The sequence below is a fragment of the Pseudomonas sp. S2_B07 genome (assembly GCF_054668435.1).
The window spans coordinates 4,916,698-4,933,307 of sequence record NZ_CP162769.1 but is presented as its reverse complement, the minus strand read 5'-3'; the positions used below and the strand labels follow the sequence as shown (position 1 = coordinate 4,933,307).

9 protein-coding genes are annotated in these 16,610 nt (G+C 59.3%); 4 read left to right on the top strand and 5 right to left on the bottom strand.

Annotation, left to right across the window (positions count from 1 at the left end; genetic code table 11):
- Positions 1-24: 24 nt before the first annotated feature.
- Positions 25-1,530, bottom strand: a complete 1,506-nt coding sequence (locus tag AB4N43_RS22705) for a glucosyltransferase domain-containing protein (RefSeq protein WP_460151964.1) — start codon at positions 1,528-1,530, stop codon at positions 25-27.
- Between the two features lie 248 nt (positions 1,531-1,778).
- Here AB4N43_RS22705 and AB4N43_RS22700 point away from each other — a divergent pair, with 248 nt between their 5' ends.
- Entirely contained in the window at positions 1,779-2,903 is a 1,125-nt protein-coding gene (locus AB4N43_RS22700; protein ID WP_027922796.1) for an OpgC family protein, read from the top strand.
- Positions 2,904-2,959: 56 nt separating this feature from the next.
- On the opposite strand, the gene AB4N43_RS22695 is transcribed toward AB4N43_RS22700, so the two are convergent.
- Positions 2,960-4,381, bottom strand: a complete 1,422-nt coding sequence (locus AB4N43_RS22695; protein ID WP_027922795.1) for an amino acid permease — start codon at positions 4,379-4,381, stop codon at positions 2,960-2,962.
- Positions 4,382-4,992: 611 nt separating this feature from the next.
- Here AB4N43_RS22695 and AB4N43_RS22690 point away from each other — a divergent pair.
- The 3 genes from AB4N43_RS22690 to AB4N43_RS22680 all read left to right on the top strand — a co-directional run bounded on the left by AB4N43_RS22690 (position 4,993) and on the right by AB4N43_RS22680 (position 14,059).
- The gene (locus tag AB4N43_RS22690; protein WP_059182216.1) at positions 4,993-5,451 is read left to right on the top strand and encodes an REP-associated tyrosine transposase; all 459 of its coding nucleotides are present in this window, start codon (positions 4,993-4,995) and stop codon (positions 5,449-5,451) included.
- 267 nt (positions 5,452-5,718) lie between these two features.
- Positions 5,719-8,835, top strand: a complete 3,117-nt coding sequence (locus tag AB4N43_RS22685) for a transglycosylase domain-containing protein (RefSeq protein WP_460151963.1) — start codon at positions 5,719-5,721, stop codon at positions 8,833-8,835.
- A 151-nt stretch (positions 8,836-8,986) separates the two neighbouring features.
- Positions 8,987-14,059, top strand: coding sequence for an NEL-type E3 ubiquitin ligase domain-containing protein (locus AB4N43_RS22680; protein ID WP_460151962.1), 5,073 nt, complete (start codon positions 8,987-8,989; stop codon positions 14,057-14,059).
- 43 nt (positions 14,060-14,102) lie between these two features.
- On the opposite strand, the gene AB4N43_RS22675 is transcribed toward AB4N43_RS22680, so the two are convergent.
- Genes AB4N43_RS22675 through AB4N43_RS22665 form a run of 3 tightly spaced genes read right to left on the bottom strand, consistent with a single transcriptional unit; the run spans position 14,103 to position 16,599 of the window.
- A complete protein-coding gene (locus AB4N43_RS22675; protein ID WP_194940588.1) occupies positions 14,103-15,368 on the bottom strand; it encodes a hypothetical protein in 1,266 nt (421 codons plus the stop codon).
- Positions 15,365-15,853, bottom strand: a complete 489-nt coding sequence (locus AB4N43_RS22670; RefSeq protein ID WP_027922790.1) for a CS1 type fimbrial major subunit — start codon at positions 15,851-15,853, stop codon at positions 15,365-15,367. The genes AB4N43_RS22675 and AB4N43_RS22670 overlap by 4 nt, the downstream gene beginning before the upstream one ends.
- A 5-nt stretch (positions 15,854-15,858) precedes the next feature.
- Positions 15,859-16,599, bottom strand: a complete 741-nt coding sequence (locus AB4N43_RS22665) for a pilus assembly protein (protein WP_027922789.1) — start codon at positions 16,597-16,599, stop codon at positions 15,859-15,861.
- Positions 16,600-16,610 lie beyond the last annotated feature (11 nt).

Here is a 16,610-nt window from a genome sequence, read left to right as displayed (position 1 = left end):
GCAGCCTTCCAGACCAACGGTCGATTACCACTGCAGCGTGGTCACCCGAGGCGGCTCCTTCATGACGATGAATCCGTAATCCCCCAGCAGATAAATGCGATAGAACAGGCTGTCCACCAGCGGTGGATAACCCTGGTACCCCACCCACGTGGCGTTGCGCCGTTCCTTTTCCCTGACCACGTTGGTGATGCCTGTTTTCGGCAGGTTTTCCGCGAGCATGTAGAAGTCGATGTTCAACAGGTAGTGCAATACCGGCAGTTGCTTGAATGACCCGGCGGCGGCCACCAGCCAGTGATCCGAATAACTGACCGACAGGTAAATGCGCTTGGCGTTGCGCAATGCGGGGCGGGAGGCGATGTCGGCACTCAAGGCATACAGCGCGTTGGTCGAGAAGGTCTTTTGCAAGGTCAGTACGCGGCCATAAGCGAAGGACAACGAGAGCGTCGCCAACAGCGGGATTAACAACAGCAAGGGCAGCTTTCCATGCAATGACGCCAGCACCCGATGACTCAGGTAGAACAGTAAAACCAGCACAACGCCAAAGCCCATCAAGGTTCGTGCGCCTTCATTGAAGTCGCGGAAAAACAACGAGATGCCGGGAACGAGCAACATCAAAACCGGCAGCATCAACAGACACGCAATACCGATCACCGCTTTGTGCAGGCCCGTGTCCCATCGCGCCAGCACACCCCGCCCCACGCACACACCACCGGCGATGGCGCACAACAACAGCGCGCCGAATACCCAGGCAAACCCGCCATGAAACAGCAGCACGATTTTTTCCAGGACCCGGCCGGCATTGATTTCAACTTGCAGCAGCGGCGCGGCCGCACCGTTCAACATCGAGGTGCGGGTTTGACTCATGCAGGCAAACGCCGTGGCGTAATAGATCAAGCCTGCCAGCACCAACTGCGCGACTTTCCAGCCGAGCAATCGGCACCACGCGGGCCACGATAATCGATCGTTGGCGCCCCGCAGCAGCTCCAGGCAACAGAGCCCGAGAAACACATTGATGCTGATCTGATAAAGGCCGATGGCCAATGCGATCAACAGTGCCGGAACCGTGAGTTGCTGGACGCGCGAGAGGCTGCGGAAGGTAATCGCGTAGATCACCGCGACCACGCTCAGCGCCATGGTCGGGCCGTCGTATTGGTACGACAGGTTTTGCAGGAAAAACGGGTTGTACCAAAGTGGCAGCAACACCAGGCAATGGCCGAACGTCGGTTCGGGGAAATAATGGAACGTCAGGCGCGTCAGGGCGGCGCTCATGGCCAGGGTGGCAATCAACAGGGGCAACGGAAAAATATTGGGCGCGGCACCGCTGAAGGTCAGCAGGTAATAGAACCATTGCGCGAACAGGCGGCCCTCCTCCGTCCACGCCGCACCGGCAGCGAGGGAACGCCAGTTGTCATCGATATAGGGGTAATCCGCGAGGATCAGCGGCAGGGCATACAGCAGCGTCGCGAGAAGAAACAACAACCAGACCTGACGGCCTGCGAGTTCTTTGTCGAGCCAATCGCTGATCTTCATGCCGGCGCCTCATGGGAATTCCGCCTTCAATCGATAAAGCTTTGAACCCGACGGTAGCCAGAGATCGCGGGGCCGCGCGGCTTTTAGACAGGCGGTTATCGTTCGGCGATGCTCAGAGACATTCGGTAATACCCGGACTTTTGCAATTACCCGTAAATCACGGCACCCTGCGCGCCGCCGATGTGCGGCGCGTTACCCTTTGTGGCGCCGTTCGCTCCTACTTCAAAACCGTTCAAGAGCCCGCCGCCATGACGACTGAACGCGATCACCGAATCGACTTTTTCCGAGGCCTGGCACTGATCTTCATTTTCTGGGATCACGTGCCCCACAACCCCATGGGTCAAATCACCCTGCGCAATTTCGGCTTCAGCGATGCGGCGGAAATCTTTGTGTTCCTGGCCGGTTATGCGGCAGTCCTGGCCTACGGCAAGATCCTCGCGCGCGACGGTTATCTGATCGCCTGCGTGAAAATCCTGCGCCGCGCCTGGGTGCTGTACGTGGTGCACATTTTCCTGCTGGCGATGCTGATGGGCATCGTGTTTTTCGCCAACAGCCATGTGGAAACCCGTGATCTGGTCGAGGAAATGGGCCTGCACCACTTCATCAGCAACCCGCAGCAAGCATTGACGGATGAACTTCTGTTGCGCTTCAAGCCGAACCTGATGGACCCGTTGCCGCTGTACATCGTGCTGCTGGCCGGGTTGCCGCTGGTGCTGCCGATGCTGGTGCGCAAAGCGTGGGCGGTGGTGGCGGTGTCGTTGACTGTTTACCTGCTGGCGCCTTCGTTTGGCTGGAACCTGGCCGCGATCAAGGACGGCGTGTGGTACTTCAACCCTGTCACCTGGCAACTGCTGTTTGTGCTCGGTGGCGCAGCGGCGATTCACGGGCAAAAGCCCCGGGCGGCCGAGACGCGTCCGCTGCTGCGCCAGCCGTTGTTTGTCGGTGCGGCGATGTATGCGGTGCTGGCCGGGGTGATCACCGTGTCCTGGCGCTGGCCGGAAATACATGATGCCGTGATGCCAACGATGCTGAGTAATCTGCTGTACCCGATCAGCAAGACCGACCTGTCGCCGGTGCGCCTGCTGCACTTTCTGGCCCTGGCGTATGTCACGGCGAAACTGTTGCCAGACACGGGCTGGACGCAACACTGGCTGGCCCGGCAATGCTCGCGCATGGGGCGTTATTCGCTGGAGGTGTTCTGCCTCGGCGTGTTACTGGCGCCGTTGGCCGACATGGTCAACGCCCTGACCGACGATGCGTTTGCCATGCAAATTTTCACCGCACTGGTGGGGGCCGGGTTGATGGGGTTGTTGGCGGTCTGGCTGGAGTTCAATAAACGCCTGACGCGATCACCGCAAAACGCAATCGCCTGAAACCAAAAAGCCCCGGTCATCTCGACCGGGGCTTTTTGCATTTCAAACGTTACGTCTTACGAAGCCGAATGCACCGCGCCTTGCGACGCATTGGTCGGTTGCAACTTGAACACGTAGAACAACACCGTCAGCAGCACCAGGAACGCCGGGCCCACATACAGCGCCACGCGGGTGTCCGGGAAGTACGCCATCAGGCCGACCACCAGCACCAGGAACGCCAGCGCCAGGTACGAGCTGACCGGGTACAGCCACATTTTGTATTTGAGGCCGGCACGTTCGCTGGCGCTCAGGCCTTGGCGGAATTTCAGCTGGGCCAGCAGGATCATCACCCAGGTCCAGATCGCACCGAAGGTGGCAATCGCGGTGACCCAGACGAAGACCTTCTCCGGCACCAGGTAGTTGAGCAACACGCCCAGCAGCAATGCGCCCATCGACAGCAGCAAGGCGCGACGCGGCACGCCGTTGCTTGAAGTCTTGGCGAATCCGGCCGGGGCCTGGCCGTTCTGCGCCAGGCTGTAGAGCATGCGCCCGGTGCTGAAGATGCCGCCGTTGCAGGACGACAGCGCGGCGGTGATCACCACGAAGTTGATGATACCGGCGGCGGTCTTGATGCCCAGACGCTCGAACGTCATCACAAACGGGCTGCCCTGGGTGCCGATTTCGTTCCACGGGTAGATCGACAGAATCACGAACAGTGCGCCGACGTAGAACAGCAGAATCCGCCAGAACACCGAGCCGATGGCATCCGGGATGGTCTTCTGCGGGTTCTTGGCTTCACCGGCGGTCAGGCCGATCATCTCGACGCCAAGGTAGGCGAACATGACCATTTGCAGGGACATCAACACGCCTTGCACGCCATTAGGCATGAAACCACCGTGAGCCCAGAGATTGGAAACCCCAAGCGCCACGCCGTCGTTACCGAAGCCGAACGCGATCACGCCGATGCCGCCAACCACCATCGCAATAATGGTGACGATCTTGATCAGGGCGAACCAGAATTCGAATTCACCGAAGGCTTTGACCGCGATCAGGTTGATGGTGCCCATGCTGATCAACGCCGACAGCGCCCAGATCCAGCGCGGCACATCGGGGAACCAGACGCCCATGTACACCGCTACCGCCGTGATTTCCGCGACGCAGGTTACCAGCCACAGGAACCAGTAATTCCAGCCGGTCAGGAAGCCCGCCAAGGGGCCGAGGTAGTCTTGGGCGTAACGGCTGAACGAGCCGGCGACCGGGTTGTGCACGGCCATCTCGCCGAGGGCGCGCATAATCACCAGGATCGCCAGACCGCCGATGATGTAGGAGAGCATGATGGCGGGGCCGGCCATTTCGATGGCCTTGGCCGACCCCAGGAACAGACCGACGCCGATACAGGCACCGAGTGCCATCAAGCGAATATGCCGTTCGCCGAGTTCGCGTTTAAGCGGGCCGCCCTGAGCGGTCTCGCCGTGGGGCAGGTGATTGCCAGCTGGCATAGGGACATCCTCGTCTTGTTATTGGATATAGCCACCGAGTGTCGAAGCGCTGACCGATAAGCCATTGCTTGCCTGAAACCGGCCGTACTTCGTGAGCAGGACCGTCCTGTAGGACAAAACCTCCAGGATCAGCGGGACGTGCAGTATAAAAAGCATTGCCCAGGTGTTTTCACTCAATAAACCACAAAATGCAGCCACAACTCTCGGCAAAAGACGGTTTTGCGGAGAGGGTTTAACTGGCTAAAAGTGATTTCACCCGTGACAGAAAACGGCGCCGAGTATTGCACAGCATTGGTGCATCGTCATGCCCAGACCTTCGCCGCATTTACCTTGGGAGGTGTCTAGCTCAGCCATTCCAGACACCAACCCCCTGTGGCGAGGGAGCGTGCTCCCGCTCGACTGCGTAGCAGTCGCAATTCTGTGTTCAAAGGATTATCTGAAAGAACGTCATTGCGCTTATTGGTCTGCTTCGCAGACCAGCGGGAGCAAGCTCCCTCGCCACAGAGACTGTTCCTTCAGATGATTCAGACATTTCACTCAGAACTTGAAGCCACGCAGAAACGAAAGCATGGCTAAGGTGAACTGGACTATCAGCTCAAGGACGCAAAGGAATGCATCCACGCCCAAATTCGCACCTGCTGCGCCATGGACGCTGTTCGGAACCTGGCAGGGCCTATCTCATCACTGCAGTTACTCATCAGCGCCGTCGAATCTTCACTGATTGGCAAAAGGGCCGTTTGCTGGTCGCCGAGCTCAGGCGAGCCCACGAAGAGAAGTGGGTCAATTCGATAGCCTGGGTCGTCATGCCGGATCATTTCCATTGGCTGGTGCAACTCGAACAGCGCACCATGGCGCAACTCATGCAGGCCATCAAATCACGCAGCACGCTCACCATTAACCAGGCCTCAAACAGTCGAGGAGCCTTCTGGCAAACCGGCTATCACGATCGTGCAATCCGCGATGGCGAAGAACTCCTGCCGTTCGCCCGATACATAGTTGCCAACCCGTTGCGTGCCGGGCTGGTGGAAAAAATCGGTGATTACCCCCTCTGGGATGCCTGTTGGTTGTAACACTACCCAAAGGCCACTACGGCCCTGTGGCGAGGGAGCTTGCTCCCGCTCGGCTGCGCAGCAGTCGCAAAACCTACGACCCCATTTACCTGAAAAACCACGATTGCCAGGTTTGGGGCCGCTTCGCAGCCCAGCGGGAGCAAGCTCCCTCGCCACAAAAAACAAAACAGATTGGAAAATTGTGCACTCACAATTTTTTCACCATCGCCAACCACCGTCTAAGCTTCAGACAAGTCAGATCAATCTGCGTGAATGGATCAATCGGCTATGGGCGCTTTGTGGCAAACCGATACGAGTAAAACTGTGGTCCCGACTGAACGTGTGGATGAAGCGCCGTCACCTGAAAAACCTCGCCCCAGTCGTGTCAAACACGGCTGGAAGGCGTTTTGGTTGTTGCTGCTGATCATCGCGATTGTCGTGGGACTGGCGGCAGCCAAGGAAATGCGCACCTCCAAATTCCAAGCCCGGGAAGTCAGCAAGTTTGCGGCGTCCCTGAGCTATTCCCTGGAACCAGGCCCCAGCGATGCCATCCGCTACCCTGGCGCCGGGCCTTTTGATTTGCGTCTGGGCTACAGCTCACTGGATGAGTTCCTGCCCCGGCTGCTCAAGCGCAATTACGTGATTGCCGCCCAAACCCGTTTTTCCCAAAAGTTGATGGACTACAGCGGCAAGGGCCTTTTCGTGCCCTACGCCGAGAAAATCCAGGCCGGCCTGTCGATCACCGACTGTCGCGCGATGCCGCTGTACCAGTTCAAATACCCACAACAGCTTTATTCAAGCTTTGATGCGATCCCGCCGGTGGTGGTCAACAGCCTGCTGTTCATCGAGAACCGCTTTCTGCTTGACCCCAAGCAACCCTTGGCCAACCCCGCCGTGGACTGGCCGCGCTTCGGCATGGCCGCGTGGTCGCAGGTGGCCAAGTTGATTCACCTGCCGGGTCAATCGGCGGGCGGCAGTACCCTGGCGACACAGCTTGAAAAGTATCGGCATTCGCCCGATGGCCTGACGGTGTCGGGTGCGGAAAAGATCCGGCAGATGATCTCCGCCACCGTGCGGGCCTATCAGGCAGGTCCGGACACCCTCGAGGCCCGGAAAAATGTGGTCCGCGACTACCTCAACAGCGTGCCGCTGTCCGCCGTGCCCGGTCACGGTGAAGTGCATGGCATGGCCGAAGGGTTGCGCGTCTGGTACGGCGCCGACTTCGACAAGGCCAACGAAACGCTGGCCAGCCCTGCCACCGATCCAAAGACGATGGCCGCCAAAGGTCTGGCCTTGCGTGAAATACTGTCATTGATGATTGCCCAGCGTCGCCCTTCCCACTACCTGACCAAGGGCCGTGATGAACTGGCTGACCTCACCGACAGCCACATTCGCCTGCTCGCCCAGAACAACGTGATCGATGCGCCTTTCGCGGCAGCGGCACTGGCCAGCAAGGTGACTTACCGCGACTGGCAAACCCAGCCGACCATTCAGCCGATCGAAACCAACAAAGGCATCAGCGTGGCGCGCAGCCGTCTGGGCGGGTTGCTCAATCGTCCACTGTACGACCTCGACCGCCTCGACCTGTCCGCCACCAGCACCCTGCAAGGTGAATTGCAAAGCCAGGCTACCGAGTACCTCAAGCGCCTGGCCGACCCGGTGTTCGCCACGCAGATCGGCTTGATGGGCGAACGCCTGCTCACCCCCACCAGCACCACTCAGGTGCGCTACAGCTTCACCCTGTTTGAACTGACGCCGGACGGCGCGCGCGTGCGGGTGCAAACCGACAGCACCGACCAGCCGTTTGACATCAACGAAGGCAGCAAGCTGGAACTGGGCTCCACCGCGAAAATGCGCGTGCTCACCACCTACCTGCAAATCATGGCGGAACTGCACGATAAATACGCCGGGATCAGCATCCCGGAACTGAAGAAAGTCGATGTCCCCGATCAGGACCGCCTGAGCCGCTGGGCGGTTGACTACCTGATCGAAAACAAGGATCGCAACCTGCCCGCGATGCTCGGTGCCGCGCTGGATCGCAAATACTCGGCCAGCCCTGGCGAAGCGTTTTTCACCGGTGGCGGGTTGCACGTGTTCCATAACTTCCGCAAGGAAGACAACGGCCGCATACCGACCCTGCGCGATGCCCTGCGTGAGTCCATCAACCTGCCGTTCATTCGGCTGATGCGCGACCTGGTGCGCTACACCACCTATTCCGGCCCCAACAACAGCGCCGAACTGCTCAAGGACGACCGCGATCCCCGGCGTCAGGAATACCTCGCCGATTTCGCCGACAAAGAAGGCACTTCGTTTCTGCTGAAGTTCTGGAAAAAGTACAAAAACAAGGACACCCAGGCACGGCTCGACACCTTCCTCGACGGCATGCGCCCGACGCCGATCCGCCTGGCAGCAGTGCACCGGTATCTGCTGCCACAAGCCAGCCAGGAAAGCTTTAACACCTTTGTGCGCTCGCACCTCAAAGGCGCCAAGCTCACTGAAAAACTCACTGACGAACGCCTGCAACGGCTGTACGAAAGCTACAGCCCGGGCACCTACGACCTGCCGGACCAGGGTTTCATCGCCAAGGTTCACCCGCTGGACCTGTGGCTGATGGGTTACCTGCTGAACAACCCTGACGCCAAGTGGAGCCAGATTGTCAAAGCCAGCCAGTTCGAACGTCAGGAAGTCTATAGCTGGCTGTTCAAAAGCAAGCACAAGGGCGCCCGCGACAGCCGTATTCGCACCATGCTCGAGATCGAAGCATTCCTCGACATCCATCAACGCTGGCAGAAAGTCGGCTATCCGTTCGATCACCTGGTGCCGTCGCTGGCCACCGCCATTGGCAGCTCCGGCGACCGTCCGGCAGCGCTGGGCGAGTTGATCGGCACCATTCTCAACGATGGCGTGCGCATGCCGACATTGCGTATCGACACGCTGCATTTCGCGGCGAATACGCCATACGAAACCAAACTGATCAATGACCCGGTCGCCGGCAAACGGGTGATGCCGTCCGAAGTGGCCACGGCCATGCGCGAGGCCTTGTCGCAAGTGGTGGACGCCGGTACCGCCAAACGTGTTTCCGGCAGTTTCATCACCCCCGATGGCAAACCCCTGGCGATGGGCGGCAAGACCGGGACCGGGGATAACCGCATCGAAGCCATTGGTTCCGGCGGGCGGATTCTGAGTTCGAAGTCAATCAACCGCACGGCCACCTTCGTGTTCTATATCGGTGATAGCCACTTCGGTACGTTGACCGCCTTCGTGCCCGGGCGCACCGCCGAGGCCTTCAAGTTCACCTCCGCGCTGCCCGTGCAGGTGCTCAAGGGCATGGCACCGATTCTCACGCCTTATCTGCAACCGGGTACGCATACGCAATGCCTGCCAGTGGAGGTCGCACGGCGCTGAAAAAAAGGTGGTAATTACCTATTTTCGGCATTGGTAATTCCAATGCTTTTGGGCGGCTGACACTGATTAAGCAGCGGTAATTCAGGCTTTTACTTTGAGCCTCGGGCGTTAGGCTGGTCACTCCACTTAACGCTCAAGGTTTATTAAAAGCATGACTGACTTACACGGACGTATATCAGCGCGACCGACACCGGGGGCCAATGACAAAAAAGGTCGCCACTACGATTTCATCAAAAGCCGTATCCATCCCACGTTCAAGGACGCGTCAGTGCGACGGATCCGGGAACTGAGCCTCACGCAAACGGCTTCAGGGTATTGGGCACAGAACATCAGGGGGTTCGATCACACCCCGCTACAACACGCCAACCTCGACCTCTGGTCCGCTCAAAACACCGTCGACCGGGTCATGGACAAGGTCCGAGGCGTTTACGAGTTCGCCGAACCGTTGCTGACCAGAGCGTTGCTGGAACAGTTCGGTGTCGACGTCGATGTAAAGACCACTTACCTGCACCTTTATCTACCCAAACAGCTTCCCTGGTATGCCAGCCACCTCAACGGCGTGGTGACCCGCACCGTTTCACTACTCGACGCGGCCCTGCATAACTTCGCGAGCCACGAAACCTGCGAGGCGGACTCGAACTTCATCAGCCAGCCCGATGCCCGCGGGCATTTCGACACCCTGGCGATCAAACGAAAAATGTCCATCGCCCAGTTCCAGACCCTGTGTCGCACGCTGGACATTGGCGCGCGCTACACGAAATACCTCGAAGAACAGTTGCGGCCCAGGGATGGCCTCGCCCAGGTGGTTTTAAAACACAAGATCATCGAGAACGAGAAAGCCGCGTTTAAAGCCGCCGCCAGACTGGCCGTCCTGAAGGGCGACATCGACGCCGATGCCGGTGACCTGATCCTGATGATGCTCGATGGCCAGCGCAACCTCACCCGCAAAGGCCGAATCATGCAGTTCGCCAAACTGTCCATGCTCGACAGCCAGCTGACCGGCATCGTCTTGATTACGCCGGATCTGAACCGGGTCCATGAGGTGGTGCCGATCTTCGCGTATGTCCCACAAGACCCCGAGCACCCGCTGAAAGAGTACCCCTCGACCCTCGCGCTGATGAAAGAACTGACGCGTCAGCTGCGCGACAACGATGTCATCTCCTCCACCGGCATGACCTACCAGCAATTCTTCAGCCGGTTCGTCGATCAATCCGATCGGGGGCATTTTTTCGGCGGGCTGCCACAACGCCTGTTTCAAGTGAAATGGCATCGCAAAGAGCCGCTGGACCCGAGGCCGAGCTGGCGCGAAGAGGCTATCACCGCCCCTCGTCTGCAGTTCAACACCGCACCGATCAGCGGCGAACTCTGGCAGTACCTGTTCGAGCAAAAGCTCAACAAGGTCCTCAATGACGCCCGTCACATCGCCGTATCAACCGCCGATGCCGATACTCATGCACGATGGGCCTGGTGGGAGAACTTCAAGAAAATCGTCTCGGACATCTTCAACATCGCCCTGATGGTCGTCACGCCGTTCGTGCCCGGACTGGGTCAGCTGATGATGGGCTACATGGCTTATCAGATGGCCAGCGACGCCATTGAAGGCCTCGTCGACATGACCCTGGGACTGTGGACTGAAGCCACCGAACACATTGTCGGCCTGGTCACCGATGTTCTTCAGCTGGAAGCGTTCGCCGCCGGTGCGCAGATCGGTGCGCTGGCACGCCTGAAACTGTCGCCGCTGATCGAAGGCATGAAACCGGTCACGCTGCCCAACGGCGAACCCCGGTTGTGGCACCCCGACCTGAAACCTTATGAATGGCCCAATGTGCAGTTATCGCCGGACTCCAGACCTGACGCGCTGGGGCTGCACGCTCACGAGGGCGAGGCTGTTCTGCCGCTGGATGACAAGCACTACGCCGTGCAAAAGGATCCGCAAACCGGCAACTACCGGGTCAAACACCCGCATCGCGACAATGCTTACCTGCCCGAGTTGAAACACAACGGCCTCGGCGCCTGGACCCATGAAGCCGAGAACCCGCGAGCCTGGGATCGTCCGACGTTGATGCGCCGTCTCGGCCACACCGTGGAGGGCTTCAGCGACACGGAACTCGAAGCCGTTCGCATCGCCAGTGGTACCGACGACGGTGCGCTGCGCCGGATGTACGTCGACAATACGGCCCCGCCACCGTTACTCGACGACAGCCTCACCCGCTTGAACATCCAGCGCCAGACCCGCCAGGCCATCAGGAGGATTCGCTCAGGCCAGCCTCTGGATCCTTCTTCCTACTGGTTTGAACCGCTGGCGACTTACCTGGACGGCTGGCCCGCGGATAAAGCCCTGAAGGTCTACGAAAACGCCGACATGAGCGGCCGGTTCCGCCAGTACGGCAACGCCGATGCGACGGCCGAACAGACCCTGTCCACCAGTTTGTCGAACCTCATGAGCGAGCAATTTGCACCAGACCTTGTCGGGTTTCTCAACGAAGAAGAGCTGCACGCCGTGCTCGGTCGGTCCACCGCCCAACGTGAACGGGTGCAAGCCTTGCGCAATCGTCTGGCGGACGAAGCCGATCGACTGAACCCAGACATCATCAATCAGCTTTACCAAGGGGCCCAGGCGTTCGACGATCCGCCGCTGCGACTCATGCGCCATACCTTTCCCGAGTTGCCGTCCCGTGCCGCAACGACGCTGCTGAACACCACCGACGCTGCCGACCTCAAGCGCATGATTCAAACGCAACGACTGCCCTTGAGCCTCAAGAGCCGCGCCCGTGAGGCGGCCTTCGAAGCCCGGACGAACCACGCCTATGAAGGTTTCCATGACGGCGCGCAGTGGGTGGCGCAAACCGAAAGCCTGGTGCTGAACGCCTTGAGGATTCATACCGACACGTTCGCGCAATTGCGCATCGAGGTTCGCGAAGGCAACGATGCCGGCCCCTTGCGCAGCCGTGTGGGTGCCGAGGGCGCGTCGATGGTCCGGGTGTTGGTCAAGGACGATGGCAACCGGTTCGAAGTCTGGGACGGTGACAACCGAAAACTGCACGACGCCACTGATTTTTACGAAGCCGTTCTCAACGCCTTGCCGGAAAACAAACAGGCGCAGTTGGGTTATCGGCCAGGCCAGGGGGGCTTCTTCAAGCAATGGGTGATGGCCAAGACCGAGACACCGGCGCAGCGCCGCACGGCGCTCGCCGCACCGCCGATCCGTCCGCTGGCTGACCATGAAGACATGATCCTGTTGCGCGGTCCCGGCTTCTCCACCGTTGCCCCCACGCTCACCGAACGGGTGCAGGATATTTACCCTCACTTCAACGACCGCGAGGTCAATACCTTCGTTCGATCCCTGGGTTCGCAGGAGCAAGGGCATCAGACACTGACCCGACTGGACCGCGAACTGGACGACCTGCGTGTGCTGTTCAATCGCTGGCGCTACCAGCAGCCGGATACCTGGGGCCCTGATCAACACGGGTTCGTCAACAGTGGCGGCTTGCACATTGCCGAACGGTTAATCGATTGTTTCAAACGCAAGCCCACGGTCTTTGGTGAACGTAGCATCACGGCCGACGGCGGGTATGCGCTGGACCTGTCCACAGAGTTCAAGTCGCTTGACCTCGAACGCTGGTGGAAGGAGCTGCCGGATATCAAGCGCTACCTCGATCAGATCAGCACCTTGAATCTGGACCGCACGACCTTTTTTGAAAGCGGTCCCGGTCTGCTCAGTGACTTCCCTCATCTGCAGCAACTGAGTGCCCGCAATTGCGGCTTGACCCGACTCCCCGACGCCATCGGCAAAATGCACCACCTGCGGACGCTGCGGTTGATGAACAACAACATCACGTTGACCCCGTCTGCCGTCGAGCAACTGCGAAACATGACCCGCATGGAAACCCTCAGGCTTGATGACAACAGGCAGTTGGGCCGGCTCCCGGACGTCGGACGCATGCCCAGACTGAGAGTCCTGAGCTTGAGCAACACCGGGGCCACCGCCTGGCCCGATGGCCTGTTCGGGCCTTTCAACAAACGTCGACCGCGGGGCTTCTTTCTGGATTTGCAGGAGAACCCGATCAACGTCATTCCCAAGGTCGTGCCCGGCTCGGAAGATGCCTTCCTCCTGGCGCGGACCCGCTTGTACGACGAGCGGCTCTCGGAGGCCAACCGGATCACCTTCAAAGCGTATCGACGATCCGTCGGCATCTCGCCAGAGCAGGTCTACGCCTATGCGGCACGGGACACGATGAACCTGTGGCCCATGAACGATGACTCGACATGGTGGAGTGCCGAGGTCTCAGGGCTGGGTACTTTCCGGGAGGAAGCCTGGCACGAATTGATGACCGAGCCTGGCTCCGAGGATTTTTTTGCCTTGATCCAGAAACAGACCCGCTCGGCCGATTACAAGGCCGGTGGTGATTTGCGTCAGCAGCTCAGCAATCGGGTATGGCGCATGATCGAAGCCATCGACCTGGACACCGGATTGCGCAAGGACCTGTTCGAAATGGCCAGGGCGCCTACTACCTGCGCCGATGCCGGGGCTCAAGTATTCAACCACATGGGCATCAAGGTGCTCGCCTCCGAAGCCTATGCCTTGTCGACGTCCAACGCCGTGCTTGAAAGCAAACTGGTGAACCTGGCCAGAGGTGCTGCTCGCCTCGCGCGCGTGGATGACATTGCCCGTGCCGATTTCGGCAGCCGCCCGGGCAATCCGGATGAGGTCGAGGTGTACCTCGCCTACGAAACCGGCCTGGCTCAACGCCTCGGCTTACCGTGGCAATCGGAGACGATGCTGTTTCGCACCATCGCCGGTGTGAACGCCAAAACCCTCGACACCGCCTTCGAGACGGTGATGTCGATGGAGGCCGGCGATGGGTTGGTCAACGACATGATCGAACAGCCGTTCTGGCAGAAATACCTGCAGGACACCTATCCGAACGAATTCCGGCGCAATGCCCGGTTTTACGAAACCAAGAGCGACTTGCTCGATGAGTTACGCGAAGTCCAACACACCTGGGCCCGTTCCAGGGACCAGCAAATTGCACAACGACGCGCCCTCAAACAGCGTCTGCAAGACCTCGCCCGGCGCCTGAATATCGATGACAGTTTGGTGTTGACGGGCCAGGACATGACCGATGAGGTCTACGGCCAATTGCTGCACGACATGGGTTACGAAGAAAAAGAGCTGAGCCGAAAACTCACCCGCGAAGCGTTGCAAAAACACGCACAGCAATAAACGGCAATCCCTGATGCATCGGGTGATGCATCAGGGTTCACGCTTAACCCACCTGCGAATCCCAAACCACCGTGACAGTGCCCGAGTACGTTCTGGCGACACCGGGCTTGATCATCTCCTCGACCTCATCCTGCGCAATTTCGAAGTGCAACGTGCCCGGTTTGCGATCGACATAAAAGCGCGGCTGGAACAGCTCGGTACCAATGCCGTCGCGCCGTAACGGCCGGCGGCTGACCGGTTGATCGGTGGCATCCACCAGGCCATTGGGCAGGGTCACGCTGACGTCGAGCGGCACGATATGGCCCGAAACCGGGTCGCGCACCGAGCAGCGGTTGCCATCGGTGCTGTACTGGCAGTCCAGGTTCATCTTGAAGCGACTCGATGAAGACACATTGAACGTCTGATCACGAAACAGCCGTGTGGGCTTGCGCCCTTGGGTCAGCCAGGCTTGCCAGCCGCCCTGCGGTACCAGCTCAACGCGATTGCCACCGGGTGGAATCTCGACCTTGAGGGTGTGCCGAACATCCAGGGAGAAGTTGAGGGTCAGTTGGTTGTCACTGGGGATCATGACATCGCCCATGTCGAAATCCTGACGTGGACCGACGGTGTACGGCATGGTGCCGGTGTATTTGCCCGACTTCATGGTCAGGGGGTTAGGCGTGCGCAGCTCATAAGCGAACACGAAGTAAAGGTAGCGAAAGGAAAGCGGAATATCGAACTTCGCCGTCTTGCTGCACACGCCCACCCCTCTGGCGACTCGCCAGAAACTGTTGTAGCCCGAGGGCCCTGCCGAGTGCCAACCCACACTTGAACAGGGTATCGGCGCATAGGCCCAACCGCCACCTACCCACAAGTCATCCCACCAACCTCCTCCGGTCAGTTCAGTGACAGGGCGGGGAATCGCAGCTTCGTGCCCGATCCCGCCGATACGAATGGAAAGCACCTCGCTATCACCCGACTCGTGGGTAACCACCACCTCTCTCCAGTCCGAGGGAACGCGGGCCATTCCTCCTTGCCGCGGGTCCGCATGGTTGGCCAGGATTGGCGCATTCGCCGTGAAGGAAATAGGCGCAATAAGGCTGAACAGCTTATAGGGCGCACAGGCTTGTGGAATCTGCCGGCAAAAACCTTCGGACGGGGTCATGTTAACGAACACGTTATTATTCGGCTCCGACGAATCCGGCTCGAACACCGCTTCGATGTCCATCACAGCGGCCTGTATGGGCAAGGCAAACACCGCACACAGCAGGCTGGCCGATGCAGCCCCCTTCAACGTCCGGGCTGATCGCTTATTCAATAAATTCATCATTTGGGCAACACCGCGTTGAAGACCATGTTGACGCTTCCAAAATAGTTGCCGGGTTTGTAAACCCCATCGGCGGGTGGCACAGGCAGCACTTCCAGTAAAACCCGCTTGCCCTGCGCGGCGTCGATCAGCGAAACCACCTCGCGGCTTTCCCCCTCGTTCAACAACTTTTCGTTGAACAGCACGCGCAATCCAATGTCATGGGCCTGCGTCCCGTTAGACAAGTAAGGCCTGCCCTCAAGGCGGGCTTCGATGGAACCGGCTTCGCTCTTCACATCGAAATACTTGCGCAAGCCGCCCAGGGTCGAGGTCGTCAGATTCCATGGCAATGACTGTTCGCGGTGAATCCAGCCGGGGTCTGCGGGAATGACGTAAAACGCCTGGCTCGGGACCGTCACGAATACTTCAAAGTGCTGCACTTCGCGGGCCGCGAACGCACCCTGGCAGGCCATTGCCGACACCATCAGGACCGTCAGTTGTCTGAACATACTCATCAGCCTTTCACATCGAGTTTCTTGCGGCTCTCGCCTTCAACCAGCGTGAAGCGGTACTCGCGGCCAGCCTGTTTCTCGAACTCGAAATGGCGGCCGGCCAGAACATGATGCTTGGTGGTCGGCTGGCAGTCCTGGTCATTCTTGACCGAGCAATCCTTGAACTCATCGATCACCACCACGGTGTTGCCGGTATTGCGGATCCGGTACCTGGCCGCCTCGTTTTCGATCACGCTGGCGTAACGCGGGGCCTTGGGGCGAACGAAAAACACCGCGCCATACCCGGCCAGCACCGTGACCCCGGCGGACAGGGCTTTCTTGTACTGCTCACGCTCCTCGCCGGAGACGGCGAATTCGTCTTCCTTCTCGGGCACCACCGGTATGAAACGCACACGGAAATAGCGCTCTTTGTCGCGCTCGCCCATGTACAGCAACCGCGTGCCCTGCATGCCACTGGCGGGCACGATCAGTCGCGCCGGGCTGGCCATCAAGCCATCCCGGGAATTGCCCTCGGCATTGGATTTGAGCGGCACCTCCCGCGACTTGCCATCGGCGTCGTAGAGGATTTCAAGGATGTTGACCTTGACGAAAGCGGTGCTGTCGCCGCCGTTATAGACGCGTTTCAAAAAGGTACTTTTGTCACCGTCCAGGTAGTCGTAGACCGTGCCGATATTGATGTTCGGCCCGGCATGTGCCGTCTGGGTGAACAAACAAAAACCAATCAGTGCCAACCGACGTTTCATCGTCATTTACC

Coding starts and splice junctions, on each gene's coding strand:
- AB4N43_RS22705 (WP_460151964.1), bottom strand. CDS start 1,530: ATGAAGATCAGCGATTGGCTCGACAAAGAACTCGCAGGCCGTCAGGTC.
- AB4N43_RS22700 (WP_027922796.1), top strand. CDS start 1,779: ATGACGACTGAACGCGATCACCGAATCGACTTTTTCCGAGGCCTGGCA.
- AB4N43_RS22695 (WP_027922795.1), bottom strand. CDS start 4,381: ATGCCAGCTGGCAATCACCTGCCCCACGGCGAGACCGCTCAGGGCGGC.
- AB4N43_RS22690 (WP_059182216.1), top strand. CDS start 4,993: ATGCATCCACGCCCAAATTCGCACCTGCTGCGCCATGGACGCTGTTCG.
- AB4N43_RS22685 (WP_460151963.1), top strand. CDS start 5,719: ATGGGCGCTTTGTGGCAAACCGATACGAGTAAAACTGTGGTCCCGACT.
- AB4N43_RS22680 (WP_460151962.1), top strand. CDS start 8,987: ATGACTGACTTACACGGACGTATATCAGCGCGACCGACACCGGGGGCC.
- AB4N43_RS22675 (WP_194940588.1), bottom strand. CDS start 15,368: ATGATGAATTTATTGAATAAGCGATCAGCCCGGACGTTGAAGGGGGCT.
- AB4N43_RS22670 (WP_027922790.1), bottom strand. CDS start 15,853: ATGTTCAGACAACTGACGGTCCTGATGGTGTCGGCAATGGCCTGCCAG.
- AB4N43_RS22665 (WP_027922789.1), bottom strand. CDS start 16,599: ATGAAACGTCGGTTGGCACTGATTGGTTTTTGTTTGTTCACCCAGACG.